Genomic DNA, 18,330 nt, shown 5'->3' with positions numbered 1-18,330 from the left:
ATTTCGGTTAAAATTGGCGGCAACCTTTACTCCTAGGAGACATAATATGCTTACTCGTTCAAGCGGTATTTTAATGCACATCACTTCTTTGCCAAACCCGTATGGCATTGGCTCTTTCGGGCAATCTGCGTATGATTTTGTGGATTTTTTGGTTGAGACGAAACAAACTTACTGGCAGATTCTGCCATTAACCACAACAAGTTATGGAGACTCGCCTTACCAGTCTTTCTCTGCTATTGCGGGTAATACGCACTTAATTGACTTTGATTTATTGGCAAAACAAGGGCTGTTAAAAGCGGAAGATTATGTAAACGTGAATTTCGGCGATGATCCAACGCAAATTGATTACGAGCGAATTTTTTATGCCCGCCGCCCGGTGTTGGAACAAGCGGTCAGAAATTTTGTAGGAAATGCAAAATTCCAAGCCGATTACGAAAACTTTGAAAAAAACAACCGCACTTGGCTTGAAGATTATGCTGAATTTATGGCGATTAAAGAGCATTTCGATAATAAAGCGATCCAAGAATGGGAAGATAAAAAAGTGGTCGCACGTGAGCCTGAAGCTCTTGAAAAATATCGCTCAATGTTGGCGGAAACCATTCAATATTTCAAAGTGACGCAATATTTCTTCTTCCAACAATGGCAAGCGTTGAAAGCCTATGCGAATCAAAAAGGTATCAAGATTATCGGTGATATGCCGATTTATGTGTCGGCGGATAGCGTGGAAGTGTGGACAAAACCTGAACTTTTCCAATTAGATGCAGAGCGTAAGCCGCTTTTCGTAGCGGGTGTGCCGGCAGATCAATTCAGTGAAACAGGACAACTTTGGGGAAATCCGCTTTATGATTGGGCTGAGCATAAAAAACAGAGCTATGCTTGGTGGATTTATCGTATTGCAGAAAGCTTTAAAATTTATGATGTGCTTCGTATCGACCATTTCAAAGGGTTCTCTGACTACTGGCAAGTAGATGGCGATGCAGAAGTAGCGAAAGACGGTAGTTGGCAACCGGGTCCCGGTTATGCGTTGTTTGAGGCGGTGAAACAGCAATTGGGTGATTTACCGATTATTGCGGAAGATTTAGGCAACATTGACGATAAAGCAAGAAAATTATTAGCCGATTGCGGTTATCCCGGTATGAAAATCTTGCAATTCGGCTTTGAAGATGTCAGCGGCGAAAGTCTCGATAGCCCACATCACAGTATTCCGCATTCAATCACTTATACAGGCACCCATGATAACGATGTGTTGAATGGTTGGTATGCAGATTTGAAATCGGAACAACAACAATATATCAACGCTTATACTCATCGAGGAGAGAGTGAAACACTTTGCCAAGCCATGATTCGCCAGCTTTTCGCAACAGTGAGTAACACAGCGATTGCGACAATGCAAGATGTGTTGGATTTACCAAGAAGTTCAAGAATGAACGTGCCTTCCACTATTGGCGGCAACTGGGAATGGCGTATGCTTGAGAGCGATTTAACCCAAGATAAAAAAGATTTTTTAACTCAAATGACTTCGTTATATCAACGGGCAAATAAGGAAAGCAACAATGATTAAATTTAACCAATTTGTAGCAAGTAAAGCCAACAAAACATTAGATCAATTAACTGACAGAGAAATTTACGTTCAGTTATTAAATTACGTAAAAGAGATTTCAGCAAATAAAGCCAAAAATACTGGTAAACGTAAGGTCTATTATATTTCTGCTGAATTCCTAATTGGTAAATTATTATCCAATAATTTAATCAATCTTGGTGTTTATGAAGAAATTAAAAATGAATTAGCGAATGCAGGTAAATCATTAAGTCATATTGAAGATATTGAGCCGGAGCCGTCTTTAGGTAACGGTGGTTTAGGTCGTCTTGCCTCTTGTTTTATTGATTCTATGGCAACGCTTGGTTTAAATGCAGAAGGCGTAGGACTAAATTATCATTGTGGTTTATTTAAACAAGTATTTAAACGCAATGAGCAACATACTGATCCAAATTTCTGGATTGAAAAAGATGCTTGGTTAATCCCAACAGATATTAGCTATGATGTGCCGTTTAAAAATTTCACTTTAAAATCTAAATTAGATCGTATTGATATTTTAGGTTATAAAAAGGAAACTAAAAATTATTTGAATTTATTTGATATTCAAGCGGTAAATTATCATTTAATTAAAGAGGGTATTGACTTTGATAAAACTAAAATTGAAGAAAATTTAACACTCTTCCTTTATCCTGATGATTCTGATAAAAACGGAGAATTATTACGTATTTATCAACAATATTTTATGGTTTCCAATGCAGCACAATTATTGATTGATGAAGCCATTGAGCGTGGCAGCAATTTACACGATTTAGCCGATTACGCTTATGTACAAATTAACGATACCCACCCTTCGATGGTGATTCCGGAGTTAATTCGTTTACTCACTGAAAAACACAGTATTGATTTTAATGAAGCAGTGGACATTGTGCGCAATATGGTGGGTTATACCAACCACACTATTCTTGCAGAAGCGTTAGAAAAATGGCCGCTTGCTTATTTGGATGAAGTGGTACCACACTTAGTTACTATCATTAAAAAATTAGATAAATTAGTACGTGCAGAATATCAAGATCCTGCGGTGCAAATTATTGATGAAAATAACCGTGTGCATATGGCACATATGGATATTCATTTCTCCAACTCGGTAAATGGCGTTGCCGCATTACATACTGAAATTTTGAAAAATTCAGAATTGAAAGCGTTCTATACAATTTATCCGGAGAAATTTAATAATAAAACAAATGGTATTACTTTCCGCCGTTGGTTGGAGTTTTCTAACCAAAATTTAGCCGCTTACATTAAAGAGCTAATTGGTGAGGAATATTTACAAGATGCAACGCAATTAGAAAAATTACTTGCATTTGAAGATGATAAAGACGTGCATCAAAAATTAACAGAAATTAAATTCCAGAATAAGTTAGCGTTAAAAACTTATCTTAAAGAAAATAAAGGTATTGAATTAGACGAAAATTCAATTATTGATACACAAATTAAGCGTTTCCACGAATATAAACGCCAGCAAATGAATGCACTTTATGTAATTCATAAATATCTTGAAATTAAAGCAGGTAAATTACCAAAACGCAAAATTACCGTGATTTTCGGTGGTAAAGCAGCACCGGCTTATATTATCGCTCAAGATATTATTCACTTAATTCTTTGCTTGTCAGAGTTAATCAATAACGATCCTGAAGTGAGTAAATATTTAAATGTGCATTTGGTGGAAAACTATAATGTGAGCGTAGCGGAAAAATTGATTCCTGCAACAGACATTTCTGAACAAATTTCCCTTGCCTCAAAAGAAGCATCAGGCACAGGTAATATGAAATTTATGCTCAATGGTGCATTAACCTTAGGTACAATGGACGGGGCAAATGTTGAAATCGCAGAGCTTGCCGGAGCGGAAAATATTTATACCTTTGGTAAAGATTCTGAAAGCATTATCAAACTTTACGAAACCTCAGGTTATGTGTCGAAAGATTACTATAAAAATGACGAAAACATCAAAAGAGCGGTCGATTTTATCCTTGATTCTGCTTTAGTGAAATTGGGTAACAAAACACGTTTAGAGCGTCTTTACAATGAGTTATTGAACAAAGACTGGTTTATGACCTTAATCGACTTTAATGCTTATGTGGAAGCGAAAGAGCAAATTTTGGCAGATTACGAAGACCAAGATAGCTGGAATAAAAAAGTGATTTGCAATATTGCGAAAGCAGGCTTCTTCTCGTCAGATCGCACCATTGCTCAATATAACGCTGATATTTGGCATTGTGAGGGTTAAGGGGGCGGAATGAAATTACTGACCCTCAATGTACACGCTTGGTTGGAGGACAACCAAGCAGTCAAAATCAATGAACTTGCTCAAACCATTGTGGAAAAAGGCTATGATGTGATTGCTTTGCAAGAAGTCAATCAGCTGATGTCGGCTCCCGCTATTTCAGGGGCTTTAAAACAAGATAATTATGGCGTGATTTTATTACGCCAAATTAACCGGCAAGTTGAGCAAAAATATTCATTATTTTGGAGCAACTCACATATTGGCTACGATAAATATGACGAAGGCATTGCATTTTTAACCCGCTTGCCTGTGTATGATGTCGATCCCTTTTATTGCAGCCAACATCAACGTCTTGATTCCATTCTTTCCCGCAAAATTCTTGGGCTCACTGTGGAATATCAAGGACAGTTGGTGGAGTGCTACTCTTGCCATATCAATTTGCCTGATTGTAAAGAAGAGAATCAGCTTGAGAACATTCGCAATATTGTGGAACGTACGCAAAGCGATAATCTCAAAATTTTAATGGGTGATTTTAATACCGATGCAATCGGCAATCCAAAAGCCTATGAACAAATCAAAGCGTTAGGGCTGCTTGACACCTATAAGCTTGCCGAGCAAAAAGATTCCGGTGTTACAGTGGAAAAAGAGATTGATGGTTGGCGTGACTATAGCGAAGAGAAGCGATTAGATTATATTTTTTTAAATCAAACAAAACGGGTTTTATTGAGCCAAGTGATTTTCAATGGCAAAAATAAAGCCGTAGTTTCCGACCATTTTGGTGTGGAAGTCGATCTTATTCTTTAGGAGTACATAATGAAAAAACTGCTGAGTTTTGAATTTTGGCAAAAATTTGGTAAATGCCTAATGGTGGTGATTGCCGTAATACCTGCTGCCGGTTTAATGGTGAGTATCGGTAACTCATTACCGTTACTGAGCGATGCAGAATGGGTGTCACGTGTAGGGAATATCATCGCCCAAATAGGTTGGGGGATTATTGGTAATCTTCACCTTTTATTTGCCCTTGCCATTGGTGGTAGCTGGGCGAATGAGCGTGCAGGCGGTGCATTTGCTGCTGGTTTAGCCTTCATTTTAATCAACCTTATTACAGGGCATTTCTTCGGTGTGAAAATTGAAATGCTCGCTGATCCAAATGCTCACGTCAGTACTTTTTTTGCAGGTGAAATTCCGGTTGCAAACTACTTTGTGAATGTCCTCGGGCAACCTGCATTAAATATGGGGGTGTTTGTGGGGATTATCGCTGGCTTTGTAGGGGCTACTACTTTCAATAAATACTATAATTTCCGCAAATTACCCGAAGTATTAACTTTCTTTAACGGTAAACGTTTTGTTCCGTTTGTGGTGATCTATCGTTCAGTTGTTGTCGCAATTGTATTAGCCTTCTTCTGGCCGTTAGTTCAAACAGGAATCAACCATTTTGGTCAATGGATTGCAAACTCGCAAAATACGGCACCAATTCTTGCTCCATTTATTTACGGTACTTTAGAGCGTTTATTATTGCCTTTCGGGTTGCATCATATGCTTACTATTCCAATGAACTATACCTCATTGGGCGGTACTTACACTTTCTTAACCGGGGCACATCAAGGGGCTCAAGTATTTGGTCAGGATCCGTTATGGCTGGCATGGATAAGCGACCTAATCAACCTTAAAGATGCAGGCAATTTAGAACAATATAACCAATTGCTTTCAACGGTGACTCCTGCACGTTTTAAAGTGGGTCAAATGATCGGTTCTAGCGGTATCTTAATGGGTTTAACCCTTGCGATGTATGTGAATGTAGACGCAGACAAGAAAAAAGTTTACAAAGGTATCTTCCTTTCATCCGCACTCGCCGTGTTCTTAACCGGCGTAACAGAGCCAATCGAATATATGTTTATGTTCGTAGCTCTTCCACTTTACATCGTATATGCCTTAATGCAAGGTGCCGCATTCGCCATGGCGGATATCGTAGATCTACGTATGCATTCTTTCGGTAATATCGAATTTTTAACCCGTACTCCAATGGCGGTGAAAGCGGGCATCGGAATGGACGTGATTAACTTCATCTGGGTATCAATCCTATTCGCTGTGGTGATGTTCTTTATCGCTAACTTTATGATTAAGAAATTCAACCTCGCCACTGCTGGCAGAAACGGCAACTACGATGCGAAAAACGCAGATGAAAGTTCAAGCGATGAACCAAAAGTAGCGAACGCCAGTGCTCAAGTGATACAAATTGTGAATTTACTCGGCGGACGCAATAATATCGCCAATGTGGATGCTTGTATGACACGTTTACGCATCTCCGTACACAATGCTGAGTTAGTCGGCGATGAAGCCGGTTGGAAACAAGCTGGTGCGATGGGGCTCATCGTTAAAGGTACAGGGGTTCAAGCCATTTACGGGCCAAAGGCTGATGTACTGAAATCGGATATCCAAGATCTACTTGCTTCAGGTGAGGAAATACCGAAAGTTTAAGTGACCTCAATCAAGTAAAAGTGCGGTCAAAATTGATCTGCACCTCAAAAGTTGGAGTAAATATCAACTAATTAAGGTGCAGATTTTTTTATGACTAAATATAACCAACTCTTTGCATAAGTTATTGACTTTTATTTTTCGCTGACACATTGATATTTTCAGTTAAAAGCGACGGCATTGGGGCGATGTATATTACCCAAGTTTGTTATCATGGAGTCAGTGGCAAATAGATTTGGTTTATTCTGTTCAAAAATATGCACCGAATAATCTTTCAAAACCTGATGTCCCAAAATGGTTTTGGTAAAGAGATGAAAAAAGGGAATTTTTGTAAAAGTTAATTTGATCTGAAATTTACTCTTTTTTATTGTGTAAAAGTGTGATTTCCCTTTGACTATTTTGTTTACAAGGGGTAATATTCACGCCCTATGCAAAAGGTAAAACTACCCCTCACCGTTGATCCGGTTAAAGGCGCACAACAGCGAATTGATTATGAAGGTTGTTACACGATTAATCAGTTGGTGCGGTTAGCTGAATCTGTGGTAAATGTGCTTAGCGAGGCACAGGTAACATTATCGTTTTATATTGATCCGCAAAAATTAGTAGTGATGAAAGGGAAAGCACAAGTTGATGTTGAATTAGAATGTCAGCGTTGTGGCGAGCCGTTCAGACAGACATTGGGATGTGATTTTCTTTACAGTCCGGTGGCTAATTGGGATCAGGTTGATGTATTGCCGGAAATTTATGAGCCGATTGAAGTTAATGAGTTTGGCGAAATAGATTTACTTGGTGTGGTGGAAGATGAGTTAATTTTAACACTACCACTTGTACCAAAGCATTCATCTGAACACTGTGAAGTGTACGCGCAGGAACAGGTTTTTGGCGAATTGCCGGAAGAGTTGGCAAAAAAACCGAACCCGTTCGCTGTATTAGCTAATTTAAAACAAAAGTAAATTAAATTTAGGAGTATAGCCAATGGCTGTTCAACAAAATAAAAAATCTCGTTCACGTCGTGATATGCGTCGTTCACACGATGCGTTAACTACTGCTGCGGTGTCAGTGGATAAAGCAAGTGGTGAAACTCACTTACGCCATCACGTAACTGCAGACGGTTACTATCGTGGTCGTAAAGTGATTAATAAGTAATTTTTACTTATAGGTATTCACTTGAGTCGTCTAACCTTAGCGTTAGATGTGATGGGCGGGGACATTGGTCCCCGTATTACTCTCCCAGCATCTCTCTTAGCGTTGGAAAGTGATCCGATGCTCTCTTTAATCCTATTTGGCGATAGCCAACAAATTTCCCCTTTCCTTGAAAACATTCCGAAAGCCAGTTTAGATCGTATTCAAGTCCATCATTGCACACGCACTATTGATAATAATCAGGGAATTTCCTATGCATTGCGTCATAGCAAAAATACCTCAATGCGTTTAGCCCTTGAGGCGGTTCAACACGGTATGGCGCAAGGTTGTGTCAGTGCCGGCAATACCGGGGCGTTAATGGGGTTATCAAAGATCTTATTACAACCTCTCAAGGGGATTGCCCGTCCAGCTTTGGTTTCTTTGATACCAACTGTTGGCGGTGAAAAATCGGTGATGCTGGATCTTGGTGCAAACCTTGAATGCAGTGCAGAAAATCTTTATCAATTTGCTATAATGGGGAGCATTTTTGCCGAGCATCGGCTCAATTTAGTTTATCCCAGAATCGGATTATTAAATATTGGTGTAGAAGAAATTAAAGGACATCAATTTATTCGTGATGCTGCCAATTTATTAGAAAAATCGACCGCACTTAACTATATCGGGTTTGTGGAAGGTGATTTATTATTAAACGGTAAAGCGGATGTGATTGTCAGTGATGGTTTTTCAGGCAATATTGCCTTGAAAACCTTAGAAGGTGCTGCCAAAAATGTTTTATCTTTATTTAAAGGACAATCTAAACATTATTGTTTAAAGCCTATTTTTTGGGGAATGCGTTATTTGTTTAAAACACAGTATCAACGTTTAAAACGTATTAATCCCGATGAATATAATGGGGCATCGCTTATTGGATTGACTGCGGTGGTGGTAAAAAGCCATGGCAGTGCAAATGTAAAAGCTTTTGCTCACGCCATTGCTGATGCCGCTTTCCAAGCCCGTCAGAAACTTCCTGAAAAAATTTTGGCGGGGTTAACCCGTTATTAATGACTGAAATGATTGATTATGAATAGCAGAATTTTATCTACCGGTAGTTATTTACCAAGCCAAATCCGCACCAATGCGGATCTTGAAAAAATGGTTGATACTTCAGATGAATGGATTGTCACCCGCTCAGGTATTCATGAACGCCGTATTGCCGCTGAGGATGAAACCGTGGCGACAATGGGGTTTGAAGCGGCGAAAAATGCCATTCAACGTGCGGACATTAATCCTCAAGATCTTGATCTCATTATTGTGGCCACCACAAGTGCATCACATGCTTATCCGAGTGCGGCTTGCCAAATCCAAGGAATGTTGGAGATTGATGATGCCATTTCTTTTGATTTAGCGGCAGCTTGCACCGGTTTTGTTTATGCCTTAAGCGTTGCCGATCAATTTATCCGAACCGGAAAAGTAAAAAAAGCCTTAGTGATTGGTTCGGATCTTAACTCCCGCAAATTAGATGAAACAGATCGTAGCACCGTGGTGCTATTTGGCGATGGTGCCGGTGCGGTGATTTTGGAGGCAAGCGAGCAAGAAGGCATTATTTCAACGCATCTGCACGCATCGGCGGACAAAAATAATGCCTTGGTTTTACCGCAATCCGAGCGTGGCGTGGTAAAATCCGGTTATATCGAAATGCAAGGTAATGAAACCTTCAAACTTGCCGTGCGTGAACTTTCTAATGTAGTAGAAGAAACTTTAGCGGCAAACAATCTGGATAAAAAAGACTTAGATTGGCTTGTGCCGCATCAGGCAAATTTACGTATCATCAGTGCAACGGCGAAAAAATTAGATATGGAGATGTCTCAAGTGGTCGTCACTCTGGATAAATATGCCAACAATAGTGCGGCAACCGTGCCGGTGGCATTAGATGAGGCTGTGCGTGACGGGCGTATCCAACGTGGACAGTTGTTATTACTAGAAGCCTTCGGTGGTGGTTGGACTTGGGGTTCTGCATTAGTGCGTTTTTAAATAATTTCCTCAATAAAAAACAATAGAGGTATTAATGGATTTTTGGCAAGGTTTTTTCATTATCACAAGTATTCATATTCTTGCAGCCATTTCTCCTGGACCGGATTTTATCTATGTTTCCCAGCAAACTTTAAGCCGTGGAAGAAAGGCGGGGCTCATTTGTGCCTTAGGTGTGGGATTAGGTTTTGGTATACATATTTTATATTCAATATTGGGTTTAGCGGCTGTCATTGCCTCAGCAAGTTGGTTACTCACCCTGATTAAAGTATTGGGGGGGACTTATTTGGTTTATTTAGGCTATCAAGGCTTAAAGGCAAAAGCCAAAAAAGAAGTGGTAGAAATCAGTAAAGTAGAGGCAAAACCCGAATCGGCATTACACACCTTATGGAAAGGAGTTTTGTGTAATGTGCTCAATCCCAAAGCACCAGTCTATCTTGTTTCTGTTTTTACCGTTGTGCTTTCGCCTGATATGCCAATTTGGCAACTTAGCGTTTATGGCGGATGGATGATGTTCTTACTTTTTCTTTGGTTTGCCGGCGTTGCGTTCTTACTTTCTATTCCATCGGTGAATAGTCAATTTCAACGGGCAGGTCATTGGATTGATCGTATTCTTGGCGGTTTAATGGTTGGACTGGGCATTAAGGTCATTTCAAGTTAAAGTGCGGTCAATTTTTTATAAGTTTTATATTTAGAGGTGAAATAAAAATGAAAAAATTTGCAATGGTATTTCCCGGACAGGGATCGCAAGCCGTAGGTATGTTGGCTGAACTCGCTACAGAATATGCTATCGTTACCGATACCTTTAAACAGGCCTCTGAGGTTCTCGGCTATGATTTATGGCAACTTGTGCAACAAGGTCCTGCTGAAGAGCTGAATAAAACCTGGCAAACCCAGCCGGCACTTTTGGCCGCCTCTGTTGCGATCTATCGGGTATGGCAAGAAAAATATCCTCATTTAACACCGTCTGTGATGGCCGGTCATAGTTTAGGTGAGTACTCTGCTTTGGTTTGTTCAGGTGCGCTAGACTTTCAAGATGCTATTAAATTGGTGGAGTTACGAGGAAAACTCATGCAACAAGCCGTGCCTGAAGGTAGTGGTGCAATGTATGCCATCATTGGTTTGGATAATGAAGCGATTATTAAGGCTTGCCAGCAAGCAGAGGAAGGCGAAGTGGTCTCTGCGGTGAACTTCAATTCACCGGGGCAGGTGGTGATTGCCGGTGCAAAAGCGGCAGTAGAACGTGCTGCGGTATTATGTAAAGAAGCCGGTGCAAAACGGGCATTACCTTTAGCAGTGAGTGTTCCATCGCATTGTGCATTGATGAAACCGGCAGCAGATAAATTAGCCGCCACCTTAGAAAGTATTGAGGTAAAAACGCCGCTTATCCCTATTATTAATAATGTCGATGTGGCTAAGGAAGAGGAAAGTGCGGCCATTCGTGAGGCACTTATCCGTCAGCTTTACAGCCCGGTGCGTTGGACAGAAACTGTCGAAAAAATGGCTCAAGAGGGCGTTCAAGCTTTAGTGGAAATCGGGCCGGGTAAAGTATTAAACGGTTTAACCAAACGTATCGTGGGTGATTTACAAGCAACATCAGTCAATGATCTTGCCTCACTGAATACCATTGAAGAATTTTTAGCGTAAAAGGAAGAAAATATGCAAAATAAAATTGCGTTAGTGACTGGGGCAACGCGTGGTATTGGCCGTGCTATTGCCGAAGAATTGGCATCAAAAGGCGCCTTTGTGATTGGTACGGCAACCTCTGAAAAAGGGGCAGAAGCGATCTCTGCTTATTTAGGGGAAAAAGGCAAAGGCTTAGTATTAAATGTTACAGATAATGCCGCTATTGAAGCCGTATTAGAACAAATCAAGAAGGATTTTGGCGACATTGATATTCTCGTTAATAATGCGGGCATTACTCGTGATAATCTTCTTATGCGTATGAAAGATGAAGAATGGTTTGATATTATGCAAACCAATTTAACCTCGATTTATCACCTTTCTAAAGCAATGTTACGTTCTATGATGAAAAAACGCTTTGGACGTATTATTAACATTGGTTCAGTAGTTGGCTCAATGGGGAATCTGGGGCAGAGTAATTATTGTGCGGCGAAAGCGGGTGTAATTGGTTTCTCAAAAGCCTTAGCAAAAGAAGTGGCTTCTCGTGGTATTACTGTAAATGTCGTAGCACCAGGTTTTATTGCCACAGATATGACAGAAGTATTAACTGATGACCAAAAGGCAGGAATTTTATCCAATGTGCCGGCAGGTCGTTTAGGTGAAGCGAAAGATATTGCCAAAGCGGTGGCTTTCTTAGCCTCTGATGATGCGGCTTATATCACCGGGACTACGTTGCATGTCAATGGTGGCTTGTATATGAGCTAGTGCTTTTCGCACTCTGTGTTGGGGGCATTTCCCTGATAAAATCATAGCCAAAGATTTTAGATAATGTTAAAATCTGCCCCGCAACCTGATTTGGTTACGCCTTATGCGTAGTGTAAAGGTCTGTAACTATTTTTTCTGTATGTATTTTTATTTGCGCTTTTTGTGGTGTAACCACTCATGAAAAAGTTGCAAAGCCGTTAAAAATCCATACACTACTAACCCTCAGCAATGAGTTATGACAACATAGGAAAAACAAATGAGTATTGAAGAACGCGTAAAAAAAATCATCGTTGAACAATTAGGTGTTAAAGAAGAAGATGTTAAATCTGAAGCTTCTTTCGTTGAAGATTTAGGTGCGGATTCTTTAGACACAGTTGAATTAGTAATGGCTTTAGAAGAAGAATTTGATATCGAAATTCCTGATGAAGAAGCTGAAAAAATTACCACTGTTCAATCAGCGATTGACTACGTTCAAAACAATCAATAATTTCAAGTTAGGCGGCTTTATTAAGTCGCCTAATTTTTTATTTAAAATCTTGATAAAAAATGACCGCACTTTTTTAAGTGCGGTCATTTTATCGGATAAATTTTTTGTATAGCATTAAATCGCCCAACCGCCGGCATAGAAAACAACCAGAGCCACCGCAATACATATCGTACCAATATTCAAACGTTTGAAATCCCCGCTCACGATACGCCCAATCACTAATGCGGCAAAACCCAACATAATGCCGGTAACGATATTGGCGGTGAGAACAATAAATACCGCACAAATTAATCCACTCATCGCCCCCACAAAATCATCAAAATCCAATTTACTCACGTTGCTTAGCATTAATAATCCCACATACATAAGGGCGGGAGCCGTTGCGTAACCCGGAACTAAAAAAGCAAGGGGTTGAAAGAAAAGCATTAATAAAAATAATACGCCGACCACAACGGCAGTAATGCCTGTTTTTCCGCCTGCTGCCGTGCCGGCTGCCGATTCAATATAGACCGCTGCAGGCGCTGTACCGAATAATCCTGAGAATAAACTACTGACGGAATCCGAGGTTAGGGCTTTGCCGCCATTGATGATTTGCCCGTCTTTATCCAACAAATTCGCTTGCCCTGCTACGGCACGGATTGTTCCCGTTGCATCAAAAACGGCCGTCATTACTAAAGCAAATACGACAGGTAAAATTGCCGGCTGTAATGCCCCTTGTACATCTAATTGCAAAAATAATGAGTTTTCACCAAAAGTTGGCATTTTGAACACTTCACCGTTGAATTTCACATTGGGATCAAAGATTAAACCGATAATCGTAATGGCAATAATCACCCATAAAATACCGCCTTTTACTTGCATTTTTTCTAAACCGATGATGAATGCCAAGCCGATTAAAGACATCATTACGGGAAACGAGGTGAAATCGCCTAATTTCACCGGTAAACCGGCTTGATTACTCACCACTAAATTTACCCCGTTGGCGGCAATTAAAAGTAAAAATAAGCCAATACCGATTCCCGCCCCGTGGGCGATACTGGAAGGAAGATTACGTAAAATCCACGCTCGAATCCCCGTTGCGGAAATTAAGGTGAACGTAACCCCCATTAAGAATACCGCACCTAATGCAACAGGAATGGAAACGCCTTGACCGATAACCAAACTAAAGGCGGTAAAGGCGGTAAGGGAAATGGCACAGCCAATTGCCATCGGCGCATTCGCCCATAAACCGATTAAAATCGAGCCTAATCCTGCCACTAAACAAGTGGCGATAAAAACTGATGCGGCAGGGAAACCGGCTGCACCAAGCATATTGGGCACCACAATCACAGAATAGACCATTGCAAGAAATGTGGTTAAACCGGCAATGATTTCTTGGCGAAGGGTTGAACCCCGTTTTTGCAGTTCAAAGATTTTTTCTAAATTAGACATATTGCCTCTAAAGATAAGTCGGAATGGAAAGGGGCTATTTTACAGAAACAAAAGAAGATGTAAACGTTTGCGTAACTAAAGTGCGGTCGTTTTTAAATGAAAATTTAGGGCGACAAAATCACCTAAAAACTGCTATACTCTCGCCGTTTTTAACTCAATGAAATAAGGAAAGACAATGGCTGATTTTAACCAAATTTTAACTCCGGGTGATGTGGATGCCGGGATCATCAATGTGGTAAATGAAATTCCGGAAGGCAGTTGCCACAAAATCGAATGGAACCGCAAAGTCGCCGCATTCCAATTAGACCGTGTAGAGCCTGCAATTTTTGCCAAACCAACAAACTATGGTTTTATTCCGCAAACATTGGATGAAGACGGTGATGAATTGGATGTGTTATTAATCACTCGCCAACCGCTTGCCACAGGCGTATTCCTTGAAGCGAAAGTGATTGGTGTGATGAAATTTGTCGATGATGGCGAAGTGGATGATAAAATTGTTTGTGTCCCGGCGGATGATCGCGACACCGGCAATGCTTATAACAGCCTTGCTGATGTGCCGGCGCAATTAATCAAACAAATTGAATTTCATTTCAACAACTATAAAGCATTGAAAAAACCGGGAAGCACAAAGGTGACACACTGGGGCGATGTAGAAGAAGCGAAAGAAGTGATTCGTGAATCCATCAAACGTTGGAACGAACGTTAATTTAGATTATTCGTTGTAAAAGGCAGCCAAAGCTGCCTTTTTTTAACCCTACTTAATACATTCCTTCACGTTTTTCCCCCGTACCGATATAAATATTTTTACTTGAGTGCGCATCATTTTATGGGTTTCATAATCGATAGAGGATTGTTTAATATCATCGCCCGTTCTCTGATTGACATATGGTGCTAAGTTTTGAACGTTTATTGTGCCCTGTAAACAACATCGATGTTATCAATAGATTTTGCCATTTCAAGGCAATGCATTAAAAATGTTATAAATTTATGACAGTTTTCAAATTTTGGGACGATGAAGAATGGGTAAGTTATTTTTATGCAAAAGTGCGGTGAAAAAATACCTCAATTTCCACCGCACTTTAGGGAGATTAGAACTTATAGGAAGCAGAGAGTTTATAATTGCGACCGGGTTCCAAATCCACTGCGCCATAATATTGTGTACTATGATCTTTATAGGCTTCGTTAAAGATATTGTCTATCCCAAAGGTGAGCTCTAATCCTTTAACTTGCATCGGTGCCCAAGAGATATAGGCGTTGCTGACGGAGTAAGAGGATTTCTCCGAATAGCCGGGCACATAAACCGGTGCTCTTCGACTTCCTACATTAGTTTCTTCATATAAATTGATGCCTCTTACCCACATGGTGTTCCAACCTAATTCAAGTTGTGCCTTCGGGATCACATAATTGACAAAAAGATTATAGCGATCGCCACTATCAGGGAAGGCTGCATAGCCGGAAGAGCCTTTAACTTGTGAGCCTACATCCGTGGTTTGTTTGCTTCTCGCTCGTGCATAGCTTAAGCCAAGAGTAAGATCTTCAAAGCGATATTTCGCAGAAGCCTCAACCCCTTTTAATCTAACTGCACCAATGTTTTGATAGCCGCTAAACCCGCCTAAGTTAATATTTTTATTAATATTGTCATAATCCGTTTGGAAATATTTTGCGGTGATAGAGAATGAATCATCACCACTAAAAATATTATCCTTGGCAAAATTAATTCCTGCCTCTTTATTATCACCTCGAATTGCCTCAAGCGATGGAGAATACGCACGAGAGCCATTCAGTGTGACCTCTCCAGCATCAGGTCCTTTAAATAATTCGGTATAGTTGGCAAATAGTATGAGATTTTCAGTGGTGAGATATTTAATCCCTAAAGCTTTGGAAAAACGGCTATAGTGTTTATCAAATGTTGGAGATAAACGGGCTTTATGATAGTCATAACGCAACCCCGGAGTGATCACAAAGTCGCCTAATGCGATCTGATCTTCTAAATAAATGGATGTACTGTCAACTTTTGTTATGTAGCCATTTGGTCCTTCACTGTAAGCCCGTGCTTTTGTATTAAAATATTCTCCACCGAATAAAACCATATGATGTGTTGCACCTAAATCCAATTCCGATGTATTAGAAAGTGAGCCACCCACTGTTCTGATATTGGTTTGTAGCTGCCCCATAGAGGATGTTTTGGAATCGGTGTTATAAGCATTGGCTTTAATATTCACTAATGGATTATTAACCGGGTTGTATCCATAAGCAAGCGTGTAAGTTTCACGTTTAATCCCGGTATATGCTTTACCATGGTTTGCGTTGATGAACCCCTCTTCTCCAGGTTGGGGTACATCGCCTAAACACATTCCAAAGTTTGCCCGAAAACAACTTAAAGCGGTATTGTTATAACGCTCTGCGGAGAATTTTACCCATTGATCCGGGCTAATGTTATATTTTGCTTTGAAAAGATAATCTTGAAGATGACCTTCATTTTGATTTTTTAACCCATTGCCATCTTTACCATTTTCTTGATGGCGGTAATTAAAATAGCCTAATAAATCCAATGCACCGGCACGACCATACAGCATAGTTGTGGTTTGATGGGAATTACCGTTGCTCCCCCAACCATATTTCACTTTTCCACCGAAATTTTGACCTTCTTCAAGCATATCCGCCGCATCAACGGTTTCAAATTTAATTGATCCTCCTAATGAACCGGCTCCGGCAACAACAGAGTTGGAACCGACATCAATATCCACACGTTTTAAAATTTCAGGGTCGATACCATAGTTTCCGGAATGATGGAATGCATAGCCATTTTGGCGCGCACCATCAACCGTCACCGTTAAGTATTCTTCCGATACACCGCGAATATTATAACGCTCGACAACCGAACGCCCGCCGTTCACATTGACACCCGGCACAGTGCGCAATACATCTGACATTTTTGTCGCTTGGCGAACTTTCACCACACCTTTTGCGGCTACATTGGATACTTGGGGGGAATAGTTGTCACTCACAACGTCAATCGTATCCAGTTGATCGGAATTTGCTTGCACATTCAACACGACAAATACGCTTAACGGGAGCAACGTAAACTTGATTTTTTTCATATTTTTATCCTTAGATTACAAATTTGATAATTATTATCGTTTTTTTTTGCATTTAATGTCAAGCGACCCAAATGACAAAAATTAAGCATTTATTTTTTTCTCTTCACTTGCAATCTCAATAAATCTGCGTATTATTCGCCTCTGATTTTTACTCTCGGGTTCCCTCACCCCGATTTTCTATTCAAAAAGGTAAATATGAACATTAATTATCCAATTTTTAATGCGCAACAAAAGCGTAATGCGCTCATTTGGTTGAGTTTTTTCCATATTCTCATTATTGCGGCAAGCAATTATTTAGTGCAAATTCCCTTTGAAATTTCCCTAAAACTGACCGTACTTGGTGCAGCACAAGATTTTTCATTTCATAGCACTTGGGGAACGCTCACATTTCCTTTTATTTTTCTTGCCACGGATCTCACGGTGCGCGTGTTTGGTGCCAAAGAAGCCCGTTGGATTATTTTTATCGTGATGATTCCTGCCCTCATTGTCAGCTATGTTATTTCCGTGTTGTTCTCCAATTCCCAATATCAAGGCATAGAGGCGTTAGGTGGCTTTGATATGTTTGTTTTCCGCATTGCATTGGCGAGTTTTTTGGCTTATGTGGTGGGGCAATTATTGGATGTGACGGTATTTAATCGCTTGAGGCAGCTCAAAACGTGGTGGATTGCACCAAGCTGTTCGATGACGTTAGGCTCCATGGCGGATACTTTTGTGTTTTTCAGTGTTGCCTTCTATCAAAGCACCGATCCTTTTATGGCGGCACACTGGACTGAACTGGGATTTGTCGATTATTTATTCAAATTATTTATCGGCATTTTATTATTCGTTCCCGCTTACGGTGTGGTATTGAGTGTGATTTTGCGTAAACTTCAACGGTTAAGCGACACAAAATCGGCTTGAGTACCGATAAATCCTATTATCATTATTTTTGACAATACCGGCTGAAGAAAAAGTGCGGTCAGAATATACGGCATTATGTAGCAGTTGCACAAATAGATAATTTTTCGCTCCCTCCTTTTACAGGGAGCGAGGCGGCACCTTAAGGGGGATTGCAACAAAGTTGCAAAAACTCAGTGAAAAGTAACCGCTCTTTTCCCCCCTCCGCCTGCGGGTACAACCTGATAACATCCTTTACATCATAACCCAAATACATCGTTTACATTACAATCTTGTAAACTTGCATCAAAATTCTCGTGGAGAAATAAGATGCCTTGGAAAGAAACGAATATAATGGAACAAAGAGTGTTATTTATTAAAGCCTGGTTGTCCCAAGATTATACAAAAACCAGTCTGTGTCAGCAGTTTGGCATTAGTCGTCCAACGGCTGATAAATGGATTAAACGCCACGAACAGATGGGATTTAATGGCTTGAAAGAGCTTTCTCGAAAGCCTCATCACCGCCCCAATGCGACACCACAATGGATTTGTGATTGGTTGATTACCGAGCGGATTAAACGTCCCGATTGGGGAGTCAAAAAGC

General features: G+C 40.3%; 17 protein-coding genes. 15 read left to right on the top strand and 2 right to left on the bottom strand.

From position 1 onward, the window contains the following. The first annotated feature begins 46 nt into the window (after positions 1-46). The 12 genes from malQ to acpP all read left to right on the top strand — a co-directional run bounded on the left by malQ (position 47) and on the right by acpP (position 12,318). Positions 47-1,561 carry a 4-alpha-glucanotransferase gene (gene malQ, locus BKK52_RS01905; RefSeq protein ID WP_242650035.1) on the top strand — a complete coding sequence of 505 codons (1,515 nt, stop codon included), beginning with the start codon at positions 47-49 and terminating at the stop codon, positions 1,559-1,561. Further along, a complete protein-coding gene (glgP, locus tag BKK52_RS01900; RefSeq protein WP_143530042.1) occupies positions 1,554-3,821 on the top strand; it encodes a glycogen/starch/alpha-glucan family phosphorylase in 2,268 nt (755 codons plus the stop codon). The genes malQ and glgP overlap by 8 nt, the downstream gene beginning before the upstream one ends. Positions 3,822-3,830: 9 nt before the next feature. Then, positions 3,831-4,622 (top strand): endonuclease/exonuclease/phosphatase family protein, encoded by a 792-nt coding sequence (locus tag BKK52_RS01895; protein ID WP_077477711.1) that lies wholly within the window; start codon positions 3,831-3,833, stop codon positions 4,620-4,622. Between the two features lie 9 nt (positions 4,623-4,631). Then, a complete protein-coding gene (locus BKK52_RS01890) occupies positions 4,632-6,296 on the top strand; it encodes a PTS transporter subunit IIBC (protein ID WP_077477709.1) in 1,665 nt (554 codons plus the stop codon). 425 nt (positions 6,297-6,721) lie between these two features. Further along, complete coding sequence (gene yceD / locus BKK52_RS01885) at positions 6,722-7,246, top strand: 23S rRNA accumulation protein YceD (RefSeq protein WP_077420169.1); 525 nt, start codon at positions 6,722-6,724, stop codon at positions 7,244-7,246. Positions 7,247-7,268: 22 nt separating this feature from the next. Next, positions 7,269-7,439, top strand: coding sequence for a 50S ribosomal protein L32 (gene rpmF, locus BKK52_RS01880; RefSeq protein ID WP_005544470.1), 171 nt, complete (start codon positions 7,269-7,271; stop codon positions 7,437-7,439). Positions 7,440-7,460: 21 nt separating this feature from the next. After that, the gene (gene plsX / locus BKK52_RS01875) at positions 7,461-8,477 is read left to right on the top strand and encodes a phosphate acyltransferase PlsX (RefSeq protein WP_077420170.1); all 1,017 of its coding nucleotides are present in this window, start codon (positions 7,461-7,463) and stop codon (positions 8,475-8,477) included. Positions 8,478-8,495: 18 nt separating this feature from the next. Beyond that, complete coding sequence (locus tag BKK52_RS01870; RefSeq protein WP_077420171.1) at positions 8,496-9,446, top strand: beta-ketoacyl-ACP synthase III; 951 nt, start codon at positions 8,496-8,498, stop codon at positions 9,444-9,446. 34 nt (positions 9,447-9,480) lie between these two features. Beyond that, complete coding sequence (locus BKK52_RS01865) at positions 9,481-10,104, top strand: LysE family translocator (protein ID WP_077420172.1); 624 nt, start codon at positions 9,481-9,483, stop codon at positions 10,102-10,104. Positions 10,105-10,151: 47 nt separating this feature from the next. Next, positions 10,152-11,090 carry an ACP S-malonyltransferase gene (fabD, locus tag BKK52_RS01860; RefSeq protein ID WP_077420173.1) on the top strand — a complete coding sequence of 313 codons (939 nt, stop codon included), beginning with the start codon at positions 10,152-10,154 and terminating at the stop codon, positions 11,088-11,090. Positions 11,091-11,102: 12 nt separating this feature from the next. Continuing rightward, a complete protein-coding gene (gene fabG / locus BKK52_RS01855; RefSeq protein ID WP_077420174.1) occupies positions 11,103-11,831 on the top strand; it encodes a 3-oxoacyl-ACP reductase FabG in 729 nt (242 codons plus the stop codon). A 256-nt stretch (positions 11,832-12,087) separates the two neighbouring features. Continuing rightward, the gene (gene acpP / locus BKK52_RS01850; protein ID WP_005627318.1) at positions 12,088-12,318 is read left to right on the top strand and encodes an acyl carrier protein; all 231 of its coding nucleotides are present in this window, start codon (positions 12,088-12,090) and stop codon (positions 12,316-12,318) included. Positions 12,319-12,432: 114 nt separating this feature from the next. Here acpP and BKK52_RS01845 read toward each other — a convergent pair whose 3' ends face one another. Then, positions 12,433-13,749: an NCS2 family permease gene (locus BKK52_RS01845; RefSeq protein ID WP_077420175.1), complete on the bottom strand. Its 1,317-nt coding sequence runs from the start codon at positions 13,747-13,749 to the stop codon at positions 12,433-12,435. Between the two features lie 175 nt (positions 13,750-13,924). Here BKK52_RS01845 and BKK52_RS01840 point away from each other — a divergent pair, with 175 nt between their 5' ends. Next, positions 13,925-14,455, top strand: a complete 531-nt coding sequence (locus BKK52_RS01840) for an inorganic diphosphatase (RefSeq protein ID WP_077420176.1) — start codon at positions 13,925-13,927, stop codon at positions 14,453-14,455. Between the two features lie 382 nt (positions 14,456-14,837). Here BKK52_RS01840 and BKK52_RS01835 read toward each other — a convergent pair whose 3' ends face one another. Beyond that, positions 14,838-16,850: a TonB-dependent receptor domain-containing protein gene (locus tag BKK52_RS01835; RefSeq protein WP_077420177.1), complete on the bottom strand. Its 2,013-nt coding sequence runs from the start codon at positions 16,848-16,850 to the stop codon at positions 14,838-14,840. 195 nt (positions 16,851-17,045) lie between these two features. Here BKK52_RS01835 and BKK52_RS01830 point away from each other — a divergent pair, with 195 nt between their 5' ends. Then, the gene (locus tag BKK52_RS01830) at positions 17,046-17,750 is read left to right on the top strand and encodes a 7-cyano-7-deazaguanine/7-aminomethyl-7-deazaguanine transporter (protein WP_077420178.1); all 705 of its coding nucleotides are present in this window, start codon (positions 17,046-17,048) and stop codon (positions 17,748-17,750) included. Positions 17,751-18,056: 306 nt separating this feature from the next. Continuing rightward, positions 18,057-18,330 (top strand): helix-turn-helix domain-containing protein (locus BKK52_RS01825; RefSeq protein WP_143531376.1); only part of this gene is annotated, 274 nt, incomplete at its 3' end.

The organism is Rodentibacter trehalosifermentans, from assembly GCF_002000545.1.
In the GTDB taxonomy this organism is placed as follows: domain Bacteria; phylum Pseudomonadota; class Gammaproteobacteria; order Enterobacterales; family Pasteurellaceae; genus Rodentibacter; species Rodentibacter trehalosifermentans.
This window is presented reverse-complemented; position numbering and strand designations above follow the sequence as displayed.

Excerpts from the sequence above, each read along its gene's own strand:
- malQ (WP_242650035.1), top strand. The coding sequence starts at position 47 with ATGCTTACTCGTTCAAGCGGTATTTTAATGCACATCACTTCTTTGCCA.
- glgP (WP_143530042.1), top strand. The coding sequence starts at position 1,554 with ATGATTAAATTTAACCAATTTGTAGCAAGTAAAGCCAACAAAACATTA.
- BKK52_RS01895 (WP_077477711.1), top strand. The coding sequence starts at position 3,831 with ATGAAATTACTGACCCTCAATGTACACGCTTGGTTGGAGGACAACCAA.
- BKK52_RS01890 (WP_077477709.1), top strand. The coding sequence starts at position 4,632 with ATGAAAAAACTGCTGAGTTTTGAATTTTGGCAAAAATTTGGTAAATGC.
- yceD (WP_077420169.1), top strand. The coding sequence starts at position 6,722 with ATGCAAAAGGTAAAACTACCCCTCACCGTTGATCCGGTTAAAGGCGCA.
- rpmF (WP_005544470.1), top strand. The coding sequence starts at position 7,269 with ATGGCTGTTCAACAAAATAAAAAATCTCGTTCACGTCGTGATATGCGT.
- BKK52_RS01870 (WP_077420171.1), top strand. The coding sequence starts at position 8,496 with ATGAATAGCAGAATTTTATCTACCGGTAGTTATTTACCAAGCCAAATC.
- BKK52_RS01865 (WP_077420172.1), top strand. The coding sequence starts at position 9,481 with ATGGATTTTTGGCAAGGTTTTTTCATTATCACAAGTATTCATATTCTT.
- fabD (WP_077420173.1), top strand. The coding sequence starts at position 10,152 with ATGAAAAAATTTGCAATGGTATTTCCCGGACAGGGATCGCAAGCCGTA.
- fabG (WP_077420174.1), top strand. The coding sequence starts at position 11,103 with ATGCAAAATAAAATTGCGTTAGTGACTGGGGCAACGCGTGGTATTGGC.
- acpP (WP_005627318.1), top strand. The coding sequence starts at position 12,088 with ATGAGTATTGAAGAACGCGTAAAAAAAATCATCGTTGAACAATTAGGT.
- BKK52_RS01845 (WP_077420175.1), bottom strand. The coding sequence starts at position 13,749 with ATGTCTAATTTAGAAAAAATCTTTGAACTGCAAAAACGGGGTTCAACC.
- BKK52_RS01840 (WP_077420176.1), top strand. The coding sequence starts at position 13,925 with ATGGCTGATTTTAACCAAATTTTAACTCCGGGTGATGTGGATGCCGGG.
- BKK52_RS01835 (WP_077420177.1), bottom strand. The coding sequence starts at position 16,850 with ATGAAAAAAATCAAGTTTACGTTGCTCCCGTTAAGCGTATTTGTCGTG.
- BKK52_RS01830 (WP_077420178.1), top strand. The coding sequence starts at position 17,046 with ATGAACATTAATTATCCAATTTTTAATGCGCAACAAAAGCGTAATGCG.